The sequence below is a fragment of the Streptacidiphilus sp. PAMC 29251 genome (assembly GCF_054208735.2).
This window is the reverse complement of sequence record NZ_CM135725.2, coordinates 7,780,777-7,801,978: the sequence shown is the minus strand read 5'-3', so window position 1 is coordinate 7,801,978 and position 21,202 is coordinate 7,780,777. Positions and strand designations below refer to the sequence as shown.

At 72.6% G+C, this 21,202-nt stretch carries 18 protein-coding genes and 3 pseudogenes; 7 read left to right on the top strand and 14 right to left on the bottom strand.

Features of this window, described 5'->3' with window-relative positions:
- Positions 1 to 97: 97 nt before the first annotated feature.
- The 6 genes and pseudogenes from ACXKR8_RS36915 to ACXKR8_RS36890 form a co-directional block, all read right to left on the bottom strand.
- Positions 98 to 1,975: an outer membrane protein assembly factor BamB family protein gene (locus tag ACXKR8_RS36915; RefSeq protein WP_462099972.1), complete on the bottom strand. Its 1,878-nt coding sequence runs from the start codon at positions 1,973 to 1,975 to the stop codon at positions 98 to 100.
- Between the two features lie 43 nt (positions 1,976 to 2,018).
- Positions 2,019 to 2,330: a 4a-hydroxytetrahydrobiopterin dehydratase gene (locus ACXKR8_RS36910; RefSeq protein WP_458268904.1), complete on the bottom strand. Its 312-nt coding sequence runs from the start codon at positions 2,328 to 2,330 to the stop codon at positions 2,019 to 2,021.
- Between the two features lie 66 nt (positions 2,331 to 2,396).
- A pseudogene (locus ACXKR8_RS36905) lies at positions 2,397 to 3,151 on the bottom strand (sulfite exporter TauE/SafE family protein).
- 92 nt (positions 3,152 to 3,243) lie between these two features.
- Complete coding sequence (locus tag ACXKR8_RS36900) at positions 3,244 to 4,209, bottom strand: SPFH domain-containing protein (protein ID WP_458268902.1); 966 nt, start codon at positions 4,207 to 4,209, stop codon at positions 3,244 to 3,246.
- Positions 4,210 to 4,267: 58 nt separating this feature from the next.
- Positions 4,268 to 4,623 (bottom strand): annotated as a pseudogene (locus ACXKR8_RS36895) (NfeD family protein).
- A gap of 162 nt (positions 4,624 to 4,785) precedes the next feature.
- Positions 4,786 to 5,577, bottom strand: coding sequence for an ABC transporter ATP-binding protein (locus ACXKR8_RS36890; RefSeq protein WP_458268901.1), 792 nt, complete (start codon positions 5,575 to 5,577; stop codon positions 4,786 to 4,788).
- Between the two features lie 104 nt (positions 5,578 to 5,681).
- On the opposite strand from ACXKR8_RS36890, the gene ACXKR8_RS36885 reads away from it, so the two are divergent.
- Positions 5,682 to 6,473, top strand: a complete 792-nt coding sequence (locus tag ACXKR8_RS36885; RefSeq protein WP_458268900.1) for a hypothetical protein — start codon at positions 5,682 to 5,684, stop codon at positions 6,471 to 6,473.
- 18 nt (positions 6,474 to 6,491) lie between these two features.
- On the opposite strand, the gene ACXKR8_RS36880 is transcribed toward ACXKR8_RS36885, so the two are convergent.
- On the bottom strand, positions 6,492 to 7,154 hold the full coding sequence (locus tag ACXKR8_RS36880; protein ID WP_458268899.1) for a response regulator: 663 nt from the start codon (positions 7,152 to 7,154) through the stop codon (positions 6,492 to 6,494).
- On the bottom strand, positions 7,147 to 8,241 hold the full coding sequence (locus ACXKR8_RS36875) for a GAF domain-containing sensor histidine kinase (protein WP_458275186.1): 1,095 nt from the start codon (positions 8,239 to 8,241) through the stop codon (positions 7,147 to 7,149). The genes ACXKR8_RS36880 and ACXKR8_RS36875 overlap by 8 nt, the downstream gene beginning before the upstream one ends.
- A 275-nt stretch (positions 8,242 to 8,516) precedes the next feature.
- Between ACXKR8_RS36875 and ACXKR8_RS36870 the strand changes: the two genes are divergently transcribed.
- Complete coding sequence (locus tag ACXKR8_RS36870) at positions 8,517 to 9,215, top strand: SDR family NAD(P)-dependent oxidoreductase (protein WP_458268898.1); 699 nt, start codon at positions 8,517 to 8,519, stop codon at positions 9,213 to 9,215.
- A gap of 161 nt (positions 9,216 to 9,376) precedes the next feature.
- Complete coding sequence (locus tag ACXKR8_RS36865; protein ID WP_458275185.1) at positions 9,377 to 10,468, top strand: S-adenosylmethionine:tRNA ribosyltransferase-isomerase; 1,092 nt, start codon at positions 9,377 to 9,379, stop codon at positions 10,466 to 10,468.
- Positions 10,469 to 10,495: 27 nt separating this feature from the next.
- Here ACXKR8_RS36865 and ACXKR8_RS36860 read toward each other — a convergent pair whose 3' ends face one another.
- Together ACXKR8_RS36860 and ACXKR8_RS36855 are read right to left on the bottom strand one after the other, a co-directional pair.
- Positions 10,496 to 11,287 (bottom strand): MHYT domain-containing protein, encoded by a 792-nt coding sequence (locus tag ACXKR8_RS36860; protein ID WP_458268897.1) that lies wholly within the window; start codon positions 11,285 to 11,287, stop codon positions 10,496 to 10,498.
- A gap of 189 nt (positions 11,288 to 11,476) precedes the next feature.
- Positions 11,477 to 14,005 carry an FHA domain-containing protein gene (locus ACXKR8_RS36855; protein ID WP_458275184.1) on the bottom strand — a complete coding sequence of 843 codons (2,529 nt, stop codon included), beginning with the start codon at positions 14,003 to 14,005 and terminating at the stop codon, positions 11,477 to 11,479.
- Positions 14,006 to 14,188: 183 nt separating this feature from the next.
- On the opposite strand from ACXKR8_RS36855, the gene ACXKR8_RS36850 reads away from it, so the two are divergent.
- From ACXKR8_RS36850 to serB, 3 genes and pseudogenes are all read left to right on the top strand, one after another.
- Positions 14,189 to 15,001, top strand: coding sequence for a streptophobe family protein (locus ACXKR8_RS36850; RefSeq protein ID WP_462099971.1), 813 nt, complete (start codon positions 14,189 to 14,191; stop codon positions 14,999 to 15,001).
- Positions 14,884 to 15,986: pseudogene (locus ACXKR8_RS36845) on the top strand (streptophobe family protein). The gene ACXKR8_RS36850 and the pseudogene ACXKR8_RS36845 overlap by 118 nt, the downstream one beginning before the upstream one ends.
- A 168-nt stretch (positions 15,987 to 16,154) precedes the next feature.
- Positions 16,155 to 17,369: a phosphoserine phosphatase SerB gene (gene serB / locus ACXKR8_RS36840; RefSeq protein WP_458268895.1), complete on the top strand. Its 1,215-nt coding sequence runs from the start codon at positions 16,155 to 16,157 to the stop codon at positions 17,367 to 17,369.
- Positions 17,370 to 17,469: 100 nt separating this feature from the next.
- Here the strand turns inward: serB and ACXKR8_RS36835 are convergent, their stop codons facing one another.
- The 3 genes from ACXKR8_RS36835 to ACXKR8_RS36825 all read right to left on the bottom strand — a co-directional run bounded on the left by ACXKR8_RS36835 (position 17,470) and on the right by ACXKR8_RS36825 (position 19,526).
- Positions 17,470 to 18,006 (bottom strand): SixA phosphatase family protein, encoded by a 537-nt coding sequence (locus ACXKR8_RS36835; RefSeq protein ID WP_458268894.1) that lies wholly within the window; start codon positions 18,004 to 18,006, stop codon positions 17,470 to 17,472.
- A gap of 39 nt (positions 18,007 to 18,045) precedes the next feature.
- Entirely contained in the window at positions 18,046 to 18,168 is a 123-nt protein-coding gene (locus ACXKR8_RS36830; RefSeq protein WP_458268893.1) for an SGM_5486 family transporter-associated protein, read from the bottom strand.
- A 68-nt stretch (positions 18,169 to 18,236) separates the two neighbouring features.
- On the bottom strand, positions 18,237 to 19,526 hold the full coding sequence (locus tag ACXKR8_RS36825; protein WP_458268892.1) for an MFS transporter: 1,290 nt from the start codon (positions 19,524 to 19,526) through the stop codon (positions 18,237 to 18,239).
- Positions 19,527 to 19,633: 107 nt separating this feature from the next.
- On the opposite strand from ACXKR8_RS36825, the gene ACXKR8_RS36820 reads away from it, so the two are divergent.
- Positions 19,634 to 20,311, top strand: a complete 678-nt coding sequence (locus ACXKR8_RS36820; RefSeq protein ID WP_458268891.1) for a FadR/GntR family transcriptional regulator — start codon at positions 19,634 to 19,636, stop codon at positions 20,309 to 20,311.
- A gap of 117 nt (positions 20,312 to 20,428) precedes the next feature.
- Here the strand turns inward: ACXKR8_RS36820 and fabI are convergent, their stop codons facing one another.
- Positions 20,429 to 21,199: an enoyl-ACP reductase FabI gene (fabI, locus tag ACXKR8_RS36815; RefSeq protein ID WP_458268890.1), complete on the bottom strand. Its 771-nt coding sequence runs from the start codon at positions 21,197 to 21,199 to the stop codon at positions 20,429 to 20,431.
- Positions 21,200 to 21,202 lie beyond the last annotated feature (3 nt).

Below are 21,202 nucleotides of genomic sequence, written 5' to 3'. Positions count from 1 at the left end.
TCCGGGCCGACGACTCACCCCCGGTCGGCGTCTCAGCCGGCGGTGGTGAACGCCGTGGCCGAGGTGCCGTAGGGGTTGGTGAACTCGGGGAGGACCGTCACCAGGTTGCTGCGGTAGAGAATCCGGCCCGAGGTGAGCAGCGAGCCGGTGCCCTGGGGAAGTTGCCGCCCGCGGTCTCCTGGCCGGTGGCCAGGTCGTAGTGGCTGAGCTTGGCCTGCTGGCCGATCCGCTCCTCGGTCGCGACCACGGCGGCGGTGCCGTCGATGCCGACCAGCGCGGAGCGGCCCTTCTCCTTGGGCGTGGCCTGCCACAGCTGCTTGCCGTCGACCAGGTTGAACGCCGTGAGCAGTCCGGCGGTACCGCTGGCGGCCCCGCCCGGGGTGATCTCGGCGATCATCGTGCTGCCCTGGAAGAACAGCGCCGGGTCGGGATCGAAGGCGCCGTGGGTGGAGTCCAGCATCCCGGCGGTCTGCGAGGCGAAGATGGTGGCCTGGGTGTCGCCCTTGGCGCTGAAGGACATGATGCTGTCCTTGCCGGCGTCGGTCATGTGCACCGCGACCACGGCCGGGGCGGCCGAGAGCACGGTGTACGAGGAGGCGGTCTGCGGCAGGCCGCGCCACCAGGTGAGCTTGCCGGTGTCCGCGTCGAGGTCGATGGCCTGCTGCTTGGGGCTGGTGTCGGCGCAGGTGCTCTGCAGCAGCAGGGTGCTGCCCGCGCCGCTGCCGCCGAGGGCGCCGCAGAACTTGCCGGGGCCGGCGTAGGTCCAGCTCTGCTTGCCGGTGGTCAGGTCGTAGCCGACCGCTGCCGCGTCGCCGACGGCGACGGCCCGGGTGTCGTTCACCATGACCGAGGCGCCGTAGGCCTTGGTGGCCTTGTTGATCGTGGCGGTCCACTTCTGCTGCCCGGTCGCGGTGTCCACCGCGACCAGCAGGGTGCAGGCCTGTCCGGTGCCCGGCTTCGCCTGGAACAGGACGGCGCCGATGCCGGTGGAGCTGACGGAGGGTGACATCGCGCAGGGGACCGCGCCGGGCGCCGGTGGGGCGACCGTCCAGAGCTTGGCGCCCTTGGCGGTGTCGTAGGCGGTGACCCCCGCGCCGTCGCCGCGGACCAGGGCGGTGGGCAGCAGCCAGGAGCCGAGCAGGCCGTCGTTGCCGGCCGTCGCCGGGACCGCGGGGGCGGACCAGGCCTTGCTGTGGCTGCCGGCCAGGTTGGCCTGGGCGACGGCACCCGCGGTGGGCTTCTTGGTGGAGCCCTTGCCCGCGACGGCGTAGCCCGCGGCGGCCACCACGATCAGGGCGAGGCCGCCGATGCCGGCCCGGATCAGGAAGCTGCGGCGGTCGGTGCCCGGGGCCCGACCGGTCGCGGCGGCGGCGAGGCGCGGCAGCAGGGGGCCCGCGGGGGCGGCAGCGGGATCCGGCGCAGGTTCCTGGTCCGGGTCTGCGGCAAGCTCGGGCTCGGCGACGGGAGGCTCTGCGGCGGCGGGCGGGTACTCCGGGGGCGGGTACTCGGCCTGGTACGGGTCGGACTGGTACATCTCGGCGGCGGACCACTGGGCGGTGGTGTCGGCCGCCGGCTGGTAGCCCTGCTGCTGGGGCGGGACGCCGTACTGGTACTCGGCGGGCTGGTACTCGTACGGGATGGGCTGGTACTCGTTCGGGGTGGGCTGGTACTCGTTCGGGGTGGGCTGGTAGTAGCCCTGGTCCGGGTACGGGGCGGCTGGGTACTGCTGCTGCTCGGGATAGGCGGCGTACTGCTGCGGCTGCGGCTGGTACGGGGGATCCGGGTACGACTGCTGCTCCGGGTACGACTGCTCCTGGTACGGCTGCTGCTCCGGGTACGGCTGCGCCGGGTAGCCGTACCCGGACTGGTCGTAGCCCTCGCCCTGCGGCGGGACGGGCGGGGGGTGGCCCTCCGCCTGCTGGTCCTCGGGCTGCCAGTACTGCCCGTACTCGGTACCGGATGGGTCGCGTTCCATGGGTTCCGTCAGCTCCCGACTTCACGATGCGGCCGTCAGCATCTCACGGGGAGCTGAGGACCGTGTCGACCGCCGTGTCGACCGCGGCGGCCAGCTGGAGGTCCAGCACGGTGATGCCGCCGACGTCGTGCGTGGTCAGGGCGAAGTGCAGGGTGCGCCAGCGGATGTCGATGTCCGGGTGGTGGTCCATCGCCTCGGCGGCCTCGGCGACGGCGACGACGATGCGGACGGCCGCCGGGAAGTCGGGGGCCTGCAGGGTGCGCAGCAGCGCGTCCCCCTCGCGGTGCCAGTTCGGGATCTCACGGACGCCGTCGGCGATCTGTTCATCGGTGAGTCGTTCGGGCCGCTTGCTCATGGGGTTTGCTCCTGGCTGGTGGGGGACGTCGAATGAACCTACGCCACCGGACGCCTCAGCAGGGAGCTAGAGCAGCAGCTTGACCATGGCGGCGATGCCGACCGCGACGATCAGGGCGCGGAGCGCGGTCGGCGGGAGCTTGCGGCCGACCCGGGAGCCGAGCTGGCCGCCGATGACGGAGCCGGCCGCGATCAGCAGCGCGGCGGTCCGGTCGATGGGCGCGGCGAACAGGAAGAAGACCGCGGCGATGCCGTTGACCAGTAGCGCGAGGACGTTCTTGGTCGCGTTGATCCGCTGCAGGTCGTCGTCGAGCAGCAGGCCCATCAGGCCGAGCAGCAGTACGCCCTGGGCCGCGCCGAAGTAGCCGCCGTAGATGCCGGTGGCGAACACGCCGACCAGCAGCGCCACGCCGCCCTCGGCCCGGACCGGCTCGGTGCGGTGGGCGGCCAGGTACTTCGCAAGCCAGGGCTGGAACACCACCATCAGCAGCGCGATGCCGATCAGCACCGGGACGATCGCCTTGAAGGCCCCGGCCGGCAGGACCAGCAGCAGGATCGCTCCGAGCAGTCCGCCGAGGAGCGCGGCACTGCCGAGGCGGAGCAGCCGGGGCCGCTGGCCGCGGAGCTCCTCGCGGTAGCCGAGGGCGCCGCTGACCGATCCCGGGACCAGCCCCAGGGTGTTGGAGACGTTCGCGGTGACCGGTGGCAGGCCGACGCGAGCAGGACCGGGAAGGTGATCAGGGTGCCCGAGCCGACCACGGTGTTGATGGTCCCGGCCCCGATTCCGGCGGCGAAGACGCCGACTGCCTCCCACGGTGACATGGCCGTACCCCTTCGTTTTCGCTGTTCGTGCGCTTCAGATCATGCACGACCAGCGGGTGGAGGGGTGCGGCGGCCCATCATCCGGGATCACCTCACTCGGGATCGATCGAGGGGTACTCGCGGCGCTTGTCCATCTGCGGCGGGACGGTGGAGCCGTTGGCCTCGCCGACCGGCGCCACGTCCTTGGGGGTGAGGCCGGTGAAGGCGCCGCCGATACCCTTGAGGGCGTCGCCGATCTCGCTCGGGATGATCCAGAGCTTGTTGGCGTCGCCCTTGGCGATCTCCGGGAGCGTCTGCAGGTACTGGTAGGCGAGCAGCTTCTGGTCGGCGTTGCCCTCGTGGATGGCCTCGAAGACGGTGCGGATGGCCGCGGCCTCACCGTCCGCGCGGAGCACGGCGGCCTGGGCCTCACCCTCGGCGCGCAGCACCTCGGCCTGCTTCTGGCCCTCGGCGGTGAGGATCTGGGCCTGCCGGGCGCCCTCGGCGGTGAGGATCGCGGCGCGCTTGTCGCGGTCCGCGCGCATCTGCTTCTCCATCGAGTCCTGGATGGAGGTCGGCGGCTCGATCGCCTTCAGCTCGACCCGGTTGACCCGGATGCCCCACTTGCCGGTGGCCTCGTCCAGGACGCCGCGCAGGCCGGCGTTGATGGTCTCGCGGGAGGTGAGGGTGGACTCCAGGTCCATGCTGCCGATGATGTTGCGGAGGGTGGTGACGGTCAGCTGCTCGATCGCCTGGATGTAGCTGGCGACCTCGTAGGTCGCGTCCCTGGCGTTGGTGACCTGGTAGTAGATGACCGTGTCGATGTTGACCACCAGGTTGTCCTGGGTGATCACCGGCTGCGGCGGGAAGGGCACCACCTGCTCGCGCAGGTCTATCCGGTTGCGGATGGTGTCGATGAACGGCACCACGATGTTGAGGCCCGCGTTCAGGGTGCGGGTGTAGCGGCCGAAGCGCTCCACGATCGCCGCGCTCGCCTGGGGGATCACCTGGATCGTCTTGATCAGTGCGACGAACGCCAGGATGACCAGGATGACCAGAACGATGATCACGGAATTCACGAGGACTCCAAAAAAGTCGGTCGGTCGTCGGTCGCTAGTCGGACGCCAGTCATTCGGCTTAGAGGACGAGGGCGGTGGCGCCGTCGATCTCCGCGACGTTCACCTGCTGGCCTGCTGTGAAGACCTGGCCCGGGTCCAGCGAGCGGGCAGACCAGACCTCGCCCTGGAGCTTGATCCGTCCGCCGTGCTCGTCGACCTGTTCCAGGACCAGGGCGGTGGCGCCGGTGAGCGCGTCGATACCCGTCCTGAACTGCGGCCCACGCCTCAACTGCCGCATGGCCAGCGGGCGGACGAAGACCACCAGCGCGACCGAGACGACCAGGAAGACCACGAACTGCGCGACCGTCCCCCGCCCGCGACGCCGGTGACCGCGGCGGCCCCGGCGCCGATCGCGAACATGCCGAACTCCGGCATGGCCGTGACCACCAGCGGCACGCCGAGGACGGCCGCGACGATCAACCACCACATCCAGTTCTCCACGGCCCCATGGTAGGTGGCGGAACGGGTCCGTGGAGAGGGGTTTGCGCAGGTAGTCCGGATGTTGACGTCGCGTGGGGGAAATCGTGCGGCAGGCTGCTAGCCCAGCGGCAGGCCGCGGGCGGACCAGCGGTCGGCATGGCGTTCGAGGGTGAGCGGCAGGCCGAAGCAGAGCGAGAGGTTGCGCGGGGTGAGGGTGTCCTCCAGCGGCCCGGCCGCGAGCACCTTGCCCTGACGGATCATCAGCACATGGGTGAAGCCCGGCGGGACCTCCTCCACGTGGTGGGTCACCATCACCATGGCCGGGGCCTTGGGGTCCCGGGCCAGCGCGCCGAGCCGGCGGACCAGGTCCTCGCGGCCGCCGAGGTCGAGCCCCGCGGCCGGCTCGTCCAGCAGCAGCAGCTCGGGGTCGGTCATCAGGGCGCGGGCGATCAGGGTGCGCTTGCGCTCGCCCTCGGAGAGGGTGCCGAAGCGGCGGCCGGTGTACTCGGCCATGCCGAGCAGGTCCAGCAGTAGCCGGGCCCGGGTCTCGTCGGAGGTGTCGTACTGCTCGCGCCAGGTGGCGGTCATCCCGTAGGCGGCGGTGAGCACGGTGTCCAGCACGGTCTGCCGGCGCGGCAGTTTGTCCACCATCGAGGCGCCGGCCAGGCCGATCCGGGGGCGCAGCTCGAAGACGTCGACGCCGCCGAGCTTCTCGCCGAGGATCGCGGCGGTGCCGCTGGAGGGGAAGAGATAGGAGGAGGCGACCTGGAGCAAGGTGGTCTTGCCCGCGCCGTTGGGGCCGAGGATGACCCAGCGCTCACCTTCGGCGACGGACCAGGACACCTGCTCCACCAGCGCGCGTCCGTCCCGGACCACGGATACGTCCACCAGCTCGAGCACGTCGCTCATGCGTACGCCTTCCCCAATGCAGATTGCTGCTTGCCGCAGATTTCGTCTTCGTCGAGGCAAAACCTACGCCACTTGTGTGTACGACTTCTTCGTAGGCTTGCCCCATGGCGCAGAACACCGGCGGAAGCCGTCCCGATGACGTATTCGACGAGCCCCGATCGGGGCGACTGGTTGCCTGGGGCAACGCCTGGCTGGGCGGGTTCACCTCGCCCGACCAGGCGGGCGAGGCGGTGCGGGGCGGCGACGACCAGCACGAGATGGAGGGGGACGGACTGACCCTGGGGCTGGGGCGGCTGCGGATCGCCGGGGCGACCGGGCTGCGGCTGGCGCTGCCCGCGCCGGGGCATCCGCTGGGACTGACCGGGCCGGCCGGCTTCAACGAGCAGGCGCTGCTGGCCGGGGAGGCGGTGCTGACCACCGGCGGCCCCTCGCTCGGCCTGCTGCCCCAGGTGGTCCGGCACGGGCCCGAGGGGGACCAGCTGGTCCGGGTGGAGTGGCGAGTACTGCCGGTGGACCCGGGCGTCCCGGCGGACGTCCCGCAGCTGCGGGACGCCGAGCGGGAGCTGGCGGAGGCGCTGCGCGAGGCCACGGCGCTGCTGCTGCGGCTGGACGTGGCCGGCGGGGGCCCCTCGGTGCAGCGGGCCCTGGAGGCCTACCGCAAGCGCCGCCAGCCGGAGCTGCTGGCGCCCGGCTACCAGCCCCGGGCGGTCCGGGTGCTGCAGTCGGCCCGGCAGGTGCGCTCGCTGCTCGCGCTGGCCTCGGCCGACGCGGGCGCCGCGGTCAGCGCCGGGGAGATGGCGGCCAGGGAGGCCGCGATGCGTCCGCTGGGACGGGCGGCCCGGCGGGCGACGGTGGCGGCGTACAACGCGATGGTGGACGAGCCGGTGCGGCCCTGACCCCGGAATGGGGTCGGGTCAGCGGGTCATGCCGTTCCTGACCGCCCAGAGCGCCGCCTGGGTGCGGTCGGCGAGGTCCAGCTTCATCAGGATGTTGGAGACATGGGTCTTCACCGTCTTCTCGGAGAGGTGCAGCACCCGGGCGATCTCCCGGTTGGAGCGCCCGTCGGCGATATGGCCGAGCACCTCCTGCTCGCGCTCGGTCAGCGAGCCGCCCCGGCCCTGCGGGCTGCGCGGCGACTCGTCCGCCAGCAGGGCGCCGGCCAGCTCGGGTTGGAGCAGCACATGGCCGGCGTGCACCGAGCGGATCGCCCCGGCCAGGGCCTCCGGGTCGACGTCCTTGTAGACGTACCCGGCGGCCCCGGCCCGCAGCGCGGGGACCACCGTGCGGTGCTCGGTGAAACTGGTCACCACCAGGACCCGGGCCGGGTTGCCCAGCTCCTTGAGGATGCGCAGCGCCTCGATGCCGTCGGTGCCCGGCATCTTCACGTCCATCAGCACCACGTCGGGGCGCAGCTCCTCGGCGCGCTCCACGCCCTCGGCGCCGTCGGCGGCCTCGCCGACCACCTCGATGTCGTCCTGGACCTCCAGGAAGGTGCGCAGCCCCCGGCGGACCACCTGGTGGTCGTCGACGAGCAGCACCCGGATCCGAGCGCGTCTGCCTTCTTGTTCCTCAGCCACCGGGGACCTCCAGTTCCACCACGGTCCCCCGGCCGGGGGCCGATTCGATCCGCAGCGCGCCGCCGACGCCGGCCGCGCGGTCCCGCATGGACACCAGGCCCAGGTGCCGGCCGGCCCGGCGGACCTCGGCCGGGACGAAGCCGCGGCCGTCGTCGGCGACCGTCAGCAGGGCGCCGCGGCTGCCTGCGAGCGGGCCGAGTTGGACCCGGACATGGGTGGCGCCGGAGTGGCGCAGCGCGTTGTGCAGGGCCTCCTGGGCGACCCTCAGCACGGCCGCCTCCTGGGCCGAGGGCAGCGCGTGGATCCTGGTGTGGGTGAAGCCGACCTCCGCGCCGTGGGCCCGGTTGAGCACCTCGACCTGGGAGCGGAGGGTGGGCAGCAGGCCGTCCTCGTCCAGCGCGGCCGGACGCAGCTCGACCACCACGGCGCGCAGCTCCTCGGCGGCCTCGGCGGCGAGCCGGGAGACCTCGGCGAGCTCGGCCCTGGCCCGGTCCGGGTCGCGGGAGACCAGGGCGGAGGCGGCCTGGGCGGTGAGCCGCAGCGAGAAGAGCTTCTGCGAGACCGCGTCATGGAGGTCGTGGGCGATCCTGGCCCGCTCGCTGACCAGGGTCAGCTCGCGGCTGCGCTCGTAGAGGCGGGCGTTGGTGAGGGCGAGGGCCGCGTGCGCGGCGAGGATCCGCAGCAGGTGCTCGTCGTGCGGGGTGAACGGGGCGTGCGCGTCGGCGCTACCCGTCTTGTTTGCAAGAAACAGAGCCCCGAGGATCTCGTCGTCGTCGAGGATCGGGACGCCCAGGAACGCGGCCATGTCCGGGTGCGCCTGCGGCCAGCCGACGAAGCGGGGGTCCTGGCGGACGTCGTCGAGCCGCTGCGGGGTGGTCTCCTTCATCATCGCCGCGAGGATGCCGTGCTGGCGCGGCAGCGGGCCGATCTCGCGCCACTGCTGGTCGCTGATGCCGTCCACGACGAACTGGGCGAAGCCGCCGTGGTCGTCCGGGACCCCGAGGGCCGCGTACTCCGCGCCGACCAGGGTGCGGGCCGAGGTGACGATGCGCTGCAGCACCTCGCGCACCTCCAGATGACGGCTCATCGCGAGCACGGCGGTGCTCACCGCCTCGATGCCGTCGAGGCACGGGTCGTCGGTCGGGCCGCAGCTCTGGCTCGGCCGGTCGGTGTTCGGACGCGGGGACATGCCGCCACCGTACCGTCGGGTGATCCACCGGGCATCGGGCGTCGGGGGTGCGGGGCCCAGGACCGGAGGACTAGGTCCAAGGGCCCTGCCGTCGGCTCCCCCGCGGCGGAGGTCCGGAGGGGTGCCGGTGCCTACCGTGGAGAGCGGAAGAACGGACATGTGAGGAGCGGGTCATGGCTGTCGCTGTAGTCACCGGAGCGTCGCGAGGACTGGGCCGGGCGCTGGCACGCGCGCTGGCCGCCGAGGGGTGGTCGCTGGTGCTGGACGCCCGCGGGGCGGAGGCGCTCGGGGCGGTCGCGGCCGAGCTGCACACCTCGGTGGTGGCGCTGCCCGGGGATGTCACCGACCCCGGGCACCGGGCTGAACTGATCGCCGCGGCAGCGGAGTTGGGCGGGGTCGACCTGCTGGTCAACAATGCCGGCGCGCTGGGCGCGGAACCGCTGGTCCCGCTGGCCTCGCACAGCCTGGACGGCTTCCGGGAGGTGCTGGAGGCCAATGCGGTGGCGCCGCTGGCGCTGGTCCAGGCCGCGCTGCCGCTGCTGCGGGCGTCCGGCGGCGCGGTGCTGAACATCAGCTCGGACGCGGCCGTCGAGGCCTACGAGACCTGGGGCGGCTACGGCGCGAGCAAGGCCGCGCTGGACCAGCTGTCGGCGGTGCTCGCGGTGGAGGAGCCGGAGCTGCGGGTGTGGTGGGTCGACCCGGGCGACATGCGCACCGCGATGTACGCGGCGGCGGTGCCGGACGACGACGGCAGCGGACGCCCGCTGCCGGAGGAGTCCGCCGTGCCGGCCCTGCTGGAGCTGGTCGGCAGCGGCGCGCGGAGCGGACGGTACGCGGTGTCGGGGCGGGGCGTGAAGGAGTGGACCCGGTGAGGACGCAGCAGGTGGAGTCGGGGGCGGAGCCGGGGATCGTCCGCCGGGGCGGCGGCGGGCCCAGCCGCAAGCAGGGCGACAGCCGCAAGCGCGGGGACCGGGCCGGGCATCTGGCCTACCCGGTCCGGAAGGAGGCGGCGGCGGAGGAGCTGGCAGCGGCCCTGGACGGCTTCGGGGTGGACGAGTTCGACCTGCCGGAGGAGCTGGAGGCGACCGCGCCGCCGGAGGAGCGCGGCCGGGCCGGGCGGGACGACGTCCGGCTGCTGCTCGGCCGGTTCGCGGACGGCGGCGAGCCGCTGACGGCGCACCACGCCTTCCGGGATCTGCCGCGGCTGCTGGAGGCCGGGGACGTGCTGGTGGTGAACACCTCGGCGACGCTGCCGGCCGCAGTGGACGGTCGGGTGCAGGGCGGCGGCGAGCAGGTGGTCGCGCACTTCTCGACCCGGCGCTCGGCCCGGCGCTGGGTGGTCGAGCTGCGGACCCCGGACGGGCACGGCAGCACCCGGCAGCGGATCGGGGACGGCGGACCGGTCCGGGTACGGCTGGCGGGCGGGGCCGTGCTGGCGCAGCTGGAGCCGTTGCCCGGCGGGGCCGGGCGGCTGTGGACGGCGGACTTCCCGGTGGCCGATCCGCTGGCGTACCTGGCCCGGCACGGGCGGGCGATCCGCTACGGCTACACCGACGCGGACCGGCCGCTGGCCGCGTACCAGACGGTGTTCGCGCGTTCGCTGGCCGCCGTGGAGGGGCCGGCCACGGCCGGTTCGGCGGAGATGCCGAGCGCGGCCCGGCCGTTCACCGCGGAGCTGGTGGCGCAACTGGTGAGCCGGGGCGTGCAGATCGTGCCGATCACCCTGCACACCGGCGTCGCCTCGGTGGAGTCGCACGAGCCGCCGTACGCGGAGTGGTTCGAGGTGCCCGCGGCGACCGTGCGGGTGGTCGAGGCGGCCCGGCGGGCCGGCTCCCGGGTGGTGGCGGTGGGGACCACCGCGGTCCGGGCGCTGGAGTCGGCGGTGGACCCCGACGGGGTGCTGCGGGCGGCCTCGGGGTGGACCGAGCTGGTGATCACCCCGGCGCGCGGGGTCCGGGTGGTCGACGGGCTGCTGACCGGCCTGCACGAACCCCGCGCCTCGCACCTGCTGATGCTGGAGGCGATAGCGGGACGCCCGCTGCTCGACCTCTCCTACGCGGAGGCGCTGCGGGAGCGGTACCTGTGGCACGAGTTCGGCGATCTGCACCTGATCCTGGCGCGTTAGCGCCGGTCGCCGGCGGCCGCGCTCCTCCTAGAGGCCGCGGGTCCTGCCGTCGAAGAGGGTGACCTGGATCCGCTCCTGGGGCTCGTCCTGGCGCTTGCGGTCGTCCTCGTGCGGGGACATGGCGACGACGATGCCTGCCACCGTCAGGAAGACCACGATGCCCACCGCGACCGGGAGGATGAACTGGGCGGCGGGAGTGCCGTGCGGCGGCAGGCCGCCGACCAGCCGCACCGTCACCGCCTCCATCGCGGTGTAGTGCATGGCGCAGACGGCGACGCCGGCGATCATGGCGGAGAGCGCGGAGGCCCAGACGCCGCGGATGTTGAGGGTCATCCAGAGCGCGGCGGTCGCGGCGAAGACCGCGATGCCGACCGAGGCGACCACGATCAGCGGCTTGTAGCCGACCGTGCCGTTGATGTTCATCGCGGCCATGCCCATGTAGTGCATCACCGCGACGCCGACGCCGGTCAGCACGCCGCCGATGAGCAGCGTCCCCCAGCCCTGCGGGCGGTAGCCGACGTAGAAGACGCCGATGCCGACCACGACCACGGCGACGGCGAGGCTGAGCAGGGTGAGCGGCACGTTGTAGACGATGGAGGCGTCGGTGACCGAGAAGCCCAGCATGGCGATGAAGTGCATGGTCCAGATGCCGCAGCCGATGGCGCTGGCGGCGAGCAGCAGCCAGCCCCGGCGGCGCTCCGGCGGGAGCGAGATCGCGCGGACGGTGCAGCGGAGCCCGAGAGCCGCGCCGATGGTGGCGATGAGATAGGCGAGAAGGGGGTTCACAAAGCCATGGGCGAACCCGTTCATATGCGCCATTTGCGTGATTTCCGTTCATGTGTTCGACCACGAGGGTGACGAAGTGCATGCTACGAGGCTCCACGCGATGCACGTTGCGGGTTTCGGGCAAGCTGCCGGAAGGGTTATGCATTCGATGCAGGACCGCACGCGACGAGGCCGCACCCCGGTCTTCGGGGTGCGGCCACGTCGTTCGTTCCGGTACCGGGGTCAGCTGGAGCGCATGACCTCGGGCTCGTGCCTGCGCAGCAGCCGGACCACCAGGAACGCGCAGACCAGGCCGAGGAAGACCAGCGCGCCCACGTCGATCGACCACTGGGTCAGGGTGTGCGTCCACAGCTTGTCGTCGGCGTGCGCCGGGTCGCCGATGGCGGCCAGGTTGACGGTGGCCGCCACGGCGGCGACCGCCCAGCGCGAGGGCACCAGCCAGACCAGCTGGGCCACGCCCGGCTGGGTCAGCTTGACCAGCACGCCGCAGAAGACCACCTGGAGGATCGCCAGCAGCACCAGCAGCGGCATGGTCTTCTCCGCGGTCTTGACCACGGCCGAGACCACCAGACCGAGCATCATCGAGACGATGCCGAGCAGCGTGAAGACGAGCACCATCTCGGGCAGCGGCGTGGAGGAGATCAGCAGGCCGTGCTTGGGCAGCTTGTTCGGCAGGATGCCCATCACCGACAGCACGATGGACTGCAGCGCGGTGATCACGCCCAGCACGATCACCTTGGACATCATGTACGCCGAGCGGGACAGGCCGACCGCGCGTTCGCGCTCGTAGATCACCCGTTCCTTGATCAGCTCGCGGACCGAGTTGGCCGCACCGGTGAGGCACACCCCCACCGCGATCACCAGCAGCAGCGTGCCGGCGTCGGTGTTGGGCTTCTGCGGATCACCCGTCCCCACCAGCCCGGCGGAGGAGCCGAGGGCCAGGCTCATCGCGCCCATGATCAGCGGCAGCGCGATCAGCAGGCCGACGAAGCCCTTGTCCGCGCCGATGACCGTGGCGTAGCGGCGGACCAGGGTGGACAGCTGGGAGCCCCAGCTCTGCTGCTTCGGCGGCTTGGACTGCTCGTGCTGTATCTGCGACGACTGCGCCTGCACGGCCTCCACGTCCGCGGAGTACATCTGGTAGTGCACCGAACCGCGGAAGCGGCCGGCCCAGTCGTGGTCCGGGTAGTTCTCGAAGGCCTGGAAGACGTCGGCCCAGGTCTCGAAGCCGAAGAAGTGCAGCGCTTCCTTCGGCGGGCCGAAGAAGGCCACCGCACCGCCCGGGGCCATCACCAGCAGCCGGTCGCAGAGCGCGAGTTCGGCCACCGAGTGGGTCACCACCAGGACCGTGCGGCCCTCGTCGGCGAGGCCGCGCAGCATCTTCATGACGTCGCGGTCCATGCCCGGGTCGAGGCCCGAGGTGGGCTCGTCCAGGAAGATCAGCGACGGCTTGGTGAGCAGCTCCAGGGCGACCGAGACGCGCTTGCGCTGGCCGCCGGAGAGCGCGGTGATCTTGTTGTCGGCGCGCTTCTCCAGGTGCAGCTCCACCAGCACCTCGTCGACCCGGCGGGCCCGCTCGGACGCCTCGGTGTCGCCGGGGAACCGCAGCTCGGCCGCGTACTTCAGGGCCGTCCTGACGGTCAGCTGGGAGTGCAGGATGTCGTCCTGCGGCACCAGGCCGATGCGCTGGCGCAGCTCGGCGAACTGCTTGTAGAGGTCACGGCCGTCGTAGAGCACGTCGCCGCGGTCGGCCGGGCGGTAGCCGGTGAGGGCGCGCAGCAGCGTCGACTTGCCGGACCCGGACGGGCCGATCACCGCGACCAGCGACTTCTCCGGCACCCCGAAGCTGACGTTGTCCAGCAGGACCTTCTTGCCGCCCTTGAAGTCCACCTCGACCGTCAGGTGACGGGCCGAGAAGGAGACCTCGCCGGTGTCGACGAACTCCTCGAGCTGGTCGCCGACCAGCCGGAAGGTCGAGTGGCCGACGCCGACGATGTCCTGCGGGCCGAGCAGCCTGCGGTCGATCGGCTGGCCGTTGAGGTAGGTGCCGTTGTGGCTCTCCAGGTCGACGATCTCGTAGCGGCCGTCCTGCAGCTGGCGCAGTTCGGCGTGGTGCCGGGAGACCGAGAGGTCGGAGACCACCAGCTCGTTGTCGAGTCCGCGGCCGATCCTGATGGTGCGCAGGCCACCGGCCAGGTTGCGGACCATGGTGGGATTGCGCGAGCCGTAGACCGGCTCGGGCGCGGGCTGCGACGGCTGCTGGTGGTAGCCGCCGACGTTGGCGCCGCTGCCGGGACCGCCGTAGGGCGGCTGGTTGTACCCGCCCTGCTGGGGCACCTGCTGCTGCGGGAAGCCGCCCTGGGCGGCCGGGTTCGCGGCCGGGTTGAAGCGCGCGGTGCCCTGGTCGTGCCAGTCGCCGCCCCCGCCGGGGGCGCCCGCGCCTGGCACCACCGGGGCGGGCACCCCGGCGAAGGTCAGCCTCGGCCCGCTCTCGGCGTTGCCCAGGGTGACCACGGCGCCCTGCCCGAGGGTGATCTGATTGCTCCGCTGGCCATTGGCATAGGTGCCGTTCGTACTGCCCAGGTCCTCGAGTACCCAGCCGTTGCCGTGGTACGCGATGGTGGCATGGCGCCAGGAGACCCGTGCGTCGTCGACCGCGACGTCCGACTGCGGGTCGCGTCCGAGGGTGTAACTGCGCCCCGGTTCCAGAGTCCTGCGTTGTCCGTTGAGTTCAAGTACCAGTTGCGGCACTGTTGCCTGCCCCACGATGTAGTCCCCCGAGTAGTCCCCACTCTTGACAGGGGCAGTTTAGGGATGCTGAACGATGGGGGGAATCATTCCAGCTCGATCAACGTGCAGGGAACCGGACCCCGAGACCGTAACCGTGTGGCAACCTGACGGCAGAGCAGCGGTTTCCACAGGGGCGGGCAGACGATGACGGTGTACGGGCACCAGGGGCCGGCGGCGGCCGGATCGGGCGGAAGCAGCGGCGGCAGGCTGCGCGAGAGTGCGCTGTACGGGGTGGTTTCGGCGGCGGTGGCGGCCAGTTGGGCGTTCGTCGCGATGGGCGCGGTGACCGCGCTCGGGGTCCATCTGCTCGGGCTCGACAGCTATGCCTCGGTCGGCGCGCTCACTGCGGCGATGGTCGCCATGGCGGTCGGCGGACGGATCAGCCCGTCCGGGGACGTCTCGGTCTTCGGGATGGACGCGGCGGCGGCGCACGGCGCGATCGGGATCATGCCGCTCGGGGTGAGCCTGGTCGGCGCGCTGGTGCTGGGCTGGCTGTTCGTCAGGCCGCTGCACCGGCTGAAGGTGCTCGACCCGGGGATGCTGCTGGCACGGGCCGCCGGGGCGGTCGTCGCGTTCCTGGTCCTGCTCGGGATCGTGGCCTGGGCCGGGAACGGCTCGGTGGCCATCAAGGTGGCGTCACTGACCGGCGGCGGCAAGAGCGGCGGCAGCGGCAGCGATCCGCTGAGCGGTCTCGGCGGACTGCTCGGCGACAGCAGCGGCACGGGTGGCGGCGGGGATCCGCTCGGCGGGCTCACCGGCACGCTGGGCGGAGTGCTCGGCGGCAACACCAGCCCACCGTCGGCTTCAAGGTCGAACTGCTGCCGACGCTCGGCCTCGGACTGCTCTGGATCCTGGTGGTGCTGGCCGTCGCGCTGGCCGCCTCCCGCCGCTGCCCGCTGCCGCTCGGCGCGGACGGGCTGCGCCGCGGCGTGCGCCCGGTCGCCTCGGCGCTGGTGACGGTGCTGGTCGGCGTGGTGCTGGTGGGCGCGCTGGCCGGGATCGTGGTCGGGCTGACCGGCAGCGGCGGCGGGAAGACCGTGGGCGGCGTCCTGCTGGCCACCCGAACGGGGTGTTCCTGGCGGTGCTGCTCGGCATGGCCGTGCCGCTGAACGGCAAGGCCAGCGGACCGCTCTCCGGCTTCCTGCCCAGCCCGGTGAACACCCTGCTCAAGGGCGGCAGCGGGCAGGAGATCACGCTGAGCAGCCTGGGCCGGCTGGACGGGCGGGTGTGGCTGCTGCCGGTCGCGGTGGCGCTGATGCTGCTGGCGGTCGGCGTGGTCGCCGCGGTCCGGACGCCGCGTCCGGTGCTGCCGCAGAGCAGCGCGCGGGAGGCGCTGGGCGCCGGGCTGCGGCTGGGGGTGGCGCTGGCGGTGGTGACAGGCCTGCTGCTGGTGCTGGCCTCGGTGTCGGTGGACGCGAATCTGTCGGTGTTCGGCTTCGACGCGGTCGGGGCCGGGTTGAGCATCACCGGGAACGTGCTGGTGGGGCTGCTGATCGGGCTGGTCGAGGGGGCGGTGTTCGGCTTCCTGGGGTCGCTGCTGGTGGCGCGGTTCAGTACGGCCTCGGCCAAGCGGGAGACGCTGGCGCCGGCGGGGGCCGCTTCGGCCGGCCTTGAGGGGACGCGGGTGGATCTGCGGCCGCAGCCCCCGTACCTGCCGCCGCAGGCCCCCGGGCCCGGACCTGGACCCGGACCCGGACCCGGATCTGGATCTGGAGGGTACGGCGGGCTGCCGCAGACCCCGGTGTCCCCGGGGCGCGCGCCGCAGCAGGACAACCCCTACCAGCGGACCGGGAACCCGCCGCCAGCGGCCCCGCCGGTCCAGCCCGGGCCGCCTCCGGTGGGGCCGCCGCAGCCGTCCGGGCCCGGCCAGGGCGGCTACAACCCCTACTCGGGCGGCCCGGCCCAGACGCCTCCCCCGCCGACCGCCCCGCCGGGGCGGTAACCCGGCCCGGCGGGCCTGTCCGGTGGGCCCGTCCAGCGGGCCCGTCCAGCGGGCCCGTCCAGCGGGCCCGTCCAGCGGGCCCGTCCAGCGGGCCCGTCCAGCGGGCCTGTCCGGTGGGCGGGACGGTGCTGAGCGGGGGCGTGGCGGACGGGTAGCGTGGGGCGCACCATGAGCGCAACGCCCCCGGCCCCTGCAGCCCACCCCGCACCCGAGCCCCGGACCCTGCTCGTCAAGGTCTTCGGCAAGGACCGCCCCGGTATCACCACCGGGCTCTTCACCACCCTCGCCGAGCACGGGGTCGACGTGGTCGACTTCGAACAGGTGGTGACCCGGGGCCGGATAGTGCTGTGCGCCCTGGTCACCGCGCCCCCGCTGGAGGGCGAGCTGCGGGCCGAGGTGCACCGCTGGGCCGACGGCCAGAAACTGCAGGCCGAGGTCATCTCCGGGACCGGCGACAACCGTCCGCGCGGCGAGGGCCGCTCGCATGTGACCGTGCTCGGCCACCCGCTGACCGCCGCGGCGGTCGCCGCGCTCAGCGCCCGGGTGACCGACTGCGGCGGCAACATCGACCGGGTGTTCCGGCTGGCGAAGTACCCGGTCACGGCGGTGGAGCTGGCCGTCTCCGGTGTGCCGACCGAGCTGCTGCGGTCCGAGCTGGTCTCCGAGGCCGCCGTGCAGCGGGTGGACGTGGCGGTGGTCCGCTCCGGGCTGCAGCGCCGGGCCAAGCGGCTGATCGTGATGGACGTCGACTCCACCCTGATCCAGGACGAGGTGATCGAGCTCTTCGCGGCCCACGCGGGCTGCGAGGCCGAGGTCGCCTCGGTGACCGCCGCCGCGATGGCGGGCGAGCTGGACTTCGCCGAGTCGCTGCGGGCCCGGGTCGCCCTGCTGGCCGGGCTGAGCGAGGACGTGGTGGCGAAGGTCCGCGCCGAGGTGCGGCTGACGCCGGGCGCGCGGACGCTGATCCGGACCCTGAAGCGGCTCGGCTACCAGGTGGCGATCGTCTCCGGCGGCTTCACCCAGGTGACCGACGACCTGGTGGAGCGGCTCGGCCTGGACTACTCCGCGGCGAACACCCTGGAGGTGGCGGACGGGAAGTTCACCGGCCGGGTGGTCGGCGAGATCGTGGACCGGGCCGGGAAGGCGCGGATGCTGCGGCACTTCGCCGAGGCGGCCGGGGTGCCGCTGGAGCAGACCGTGGCGATCGGCGACGGCGCCAACGACCTGGACATGCTGAACGCGGCCGGGCTCGGGGTGGCCTTCAACGCCAAGCCGGTGGTCCGCGAGGCGGCGGACACGGCGGTGAACGTGCCGTTCCTGGACACCGTGCTGTATCTGCTGGGGATCTCCCGCGAAGAGGTCGAGGACGCCGACGCGGTGTAGCCGCACAGGGCTTACGCGGTGTAGGGCTTACGCGGTGTAGGGCTTGCGGGTGTACGGGAGGGGCGCGCGAAGTTGTTCGCGCGCCCCTCCTTTGGTGTCCCTAGGCGTCCGCGGCGGCCGAGTCCTTCGGGGTGTAGAAGGTGGTGAGATGGGCGGTGCCCGGCTCCAGCGCCTTCCAGGGCAGGTCCAGGGTCAGCACCGCGACCCCCGCCGTGGGGAACCCGCTGCTGCGCAGCCGGGTCAGGGTGTCCGCCTCGGCTCCCCCGGCCAGGACCTCGGTGAGGCCCTGCACTCCGGGGTTGTGACCCACCAGCAGCACCGTCTCGACATCCTCGGGGACCTCCTGGAGGACCTCGATGAGCTGACCGGGCGCGGCTTCGTACAGCCGGTCCTCGTACACGGTTCTGGGACGGCTGGGGAGCTCGTGGGCGAAGAGCTTCCAGGTCTCACGGGTCCGCTCAGCGGTGGAGCAGAGGGCGAGGTCGGGGATGATGCCGGTGCCGGCGAGCCAGCGTCCGGCTACGGGTGCGTCCTTGCGGCCACGGTCGGCGAGGGGCCGCTCGTGGTCGGGCACGGAGGGCCAGTCGGCCTTGGCGTGCCGGAGGACGATGATCCTGCGGGACGAATCGACGCTCATACCTTCCAGCTTCCCAGAATTCGGGGAGAGAGGTATTGGTCAGCCCATCTTTGTGGCGAAGCTGGCGAGGATGCCGATGACCACGAGGATCGCCAGGATCAGGCCGAAGAACTGGAGCAGCTTCTTGTGGCCGCCGGTGGGATTCGGTTCGAGAACGGGCATGCGGTTGAGTCTGCCACCCGTTTCCCGGGGCCCCGATCCGGGGTCCGCCGCTCTTACCTTCCGACCCGCTACCGCCCGATCTCGTCCTCGATCTGGCGCGGACGCGCCGCGCGCCGGCCGACCACCGCCTGGGCGGCCATCAGCACCGCGAGGAAGGCCAGCGGCCCGTACCAGCCGTGCTCGCGCTGGTAGAGCACGCCGATCAGGATCGGTCCCGGCACCGAGATCAGATAGCCGACGCCCTGGGCGAAGGCGGAGAGCCGGGTGACCCCCTCGCTGGTGCGGGTGCGCAGGCCGATCATGGTCAGGGTCAGCGGGAAGGCGCAGTTGGCCAGCCCGGCCAGCACCGCCCAGGCCCAGGGCGCGGCGGCCGGGGCGAAGGCCAGGCCCGCGTAGGCGGCGAGGCCGGCCGCCGAGAGGGTGATCACGATGGCGCCCTGGTCCGGGCGGCGGGCCGCGTAGGAGGGGATGACAAAGGCGAGCGGGGCGCCGACGGCCATGGTGACGGCCAGCAGCACGCCGGACTCGGTGGCGGAGATGCCGGCGTCCTGGAAGATCTGCGGCAGCCAGCCCATGGTGGCGTAGGCGGCGGTGGCCTGGAGCCCGAAGAAGACGGCGAGCGCCCAGGCGGTCCGGCTGCGGGTGATCCGGAACCTGGCCGGGACGGCCGGGGCGGCGGCCAGCGCCGTTCCGGCGGCGACCGCGCGGGCGTCGTGGCGGCGGGTGACCGCGAGGTGGGCCAGCCACAGGGCCAGCGCGACGGCGGCGGTCAGCGACCAGACGCCCAGGCCGACCCGCCAGTTGCCGCCGAGGGCGCTGGTCAGCGGGACGGCGACAGCGGCGGCGGTGGAGGTGCCCAGGGCCAGCGACATGGAGTACAGCCCGGTGACCGGGCCGACCCGGTCCGGGAAGTAGCGCTTCACCAGGACCGGCATCAGCACATTGGAGACCGCGATACCGGCCAGCGCCAGCGCGCTGAGCAGCAGGAACACCGCGCTGTTCGGAGCCAGCGCGCGGGCCGCCAGACCAAGCGCGATGGCGCCCATGCCGGCGCAGACGGTGGCGGCCGGGCCGATCCTGCGGGCCAGCACCGGGGCGAGCAGGCCCAGCAGTGCGAAGCAGAACGAGGGCAGGGCGGTGAGCAGGCCGGCCACCGCGGCGCTCATGTGCAGGCTGCCGCGGACCTGGTCCAGCATCGGCCCGAGGGCGGCGACGGCGGGGCGGAGGTTGAAGGCGGCGATCGCGATGGCCACCGCGAGCAGCCAGCGGGTGCGCTGAGGGGTGAAGGGGGTGAAGGCGGTCGGGGGGGTCGGCTTCGGTGTCGGGGCGGTAGTGGTGGTGGTCTCAGCGGCAGGCATGAAACCATCATAGAATGATGGGATGACTTCAGGAAGCCACTTTCGCGAACCCAAAGGGGCGATGATGGGGCCATCCAATGTTTCGCAGGCACCACAAGGAGAGTTCGATGGCGCTGACCTCGCCCCGGCGTGAGCCGCTGGCCGACCAGGTGATCGCCCAGCTGCGCACCCAGATCACCTCCGGCGAGTGGCCGGTGGGCTCCCGCATCCCCACCGAGGTCGAGCTGGTGGAGCAGCTCGGCGTCGCCCGCAACACCGTCCGCGAGGCGGTCAGGGCGCTGGCCCACAACGGCCTGCTGGACATCCGGCAGGGCTCGGGGACGTATGTGCTGGCGACCAGTGAGCTGGCCGGGGTGATGCACCGGCGCTTCGCCGACGCGGAGCAGTCGCAGGTCGCCGAGCTGCGGGCGACGCTGGAGTCCTCGGCCGCCCGGCTCGCCGCCGAGCGCCGCACCGAACGCGACCTGGAGCTGATGGAGCTGGCCGCCGCCCGCCGCGAGGACGCCTGGTACGCGGGGAACACCGAGGACTTCATCCAGGCCGACGCCGCGTTCCACCAGTCCGTGGTGGCCGCCTCGCACAACGAGGTGATGGCCGCCCTCTACGCCGACCTCGGCGAGGTGCTCCGCGCCCATCTGCGCAAGGACGTCGGCCCGAGCCTCGATCCGGACCGCTACATCCCGCACGCCGACATCGTCACCGCCATCCGCGCCCAGGACGGCGAACGCGCCGCCGCCGAGGCCGCCTCGGTGGTCGGCCGCTGCAACCTGGAGACCACGGCCTGACGGCCCGACAGCTCGGCGGAACGACGACGGGCCCGCACCCACGAGGGGACGGGCCCGTCACCGAAGCGGCAGCACCGAAGCAGCAGAACCGAAGCGGCACCACCGAAGCGGCAGGCGTCAGGCGCCGATCGCGTGCAGGCCGCCGTCGACGTGGACGATCTCGCCGGTGGTCTTGGGGAACCAGTCGGAGAGCAGCGCGACCACGCCGCGGCCGGCCGGCTCGGGGTCGGTGACGTCCCAGGCCAGCGGGGAGCGGACGTTCCAGGTGTCGGCCAGGGTGTCGAAGCCGGGGATGGACTTGGCGGCCATCGACTTGAGCGGACCGGCCGAGACCAGGTTGCAGCGGATGTTCTGCTTTCCCAGGTCGCGGGCCAGGTAGCGGGAGGTGGCCTCCAGCGCGGCCTTGGCCGGGCCCATCCAGTCGTACTGCGGCCAGGCGATGGTGGCGTCGAAGGTGAGGCCGACCACCGAGCCGCCCTCCTCCATCAGCGGCAGGCAGGCCATGGTCAGCGACTTCAGCGAGAACGCCGAGATCTGCACGGCCGTGGCCACGGACTCCCAGGGGGTGTTCAGGAAGTTGCCGCCCAGGGCGTCCTGCGGGGCGAAGCCGATGGAGTGGACCACTCCGTCCAGGCGGTCGCCCAGCTCCTCGCGGATCTTCTCCGACAGGCCGTCCAGGTGCTCCTGGTTGGAGACGTCCAGCTCAAGCACCTTGACCGGCTTGGGGAGCTTCTTGGCGATGCGCTCGGTCAGGGTGGGGCGGGGCCAGGCGCTGAGGATGATCTCCGCGCCCTGCTCCTGTGCCAGCTTCGCCACCTGGAACGCGATGGAGGACTCCATCAGCACGCCGGTGACCAGGATGCGCTTGCCCTCAAGGATTCCACTCATAGC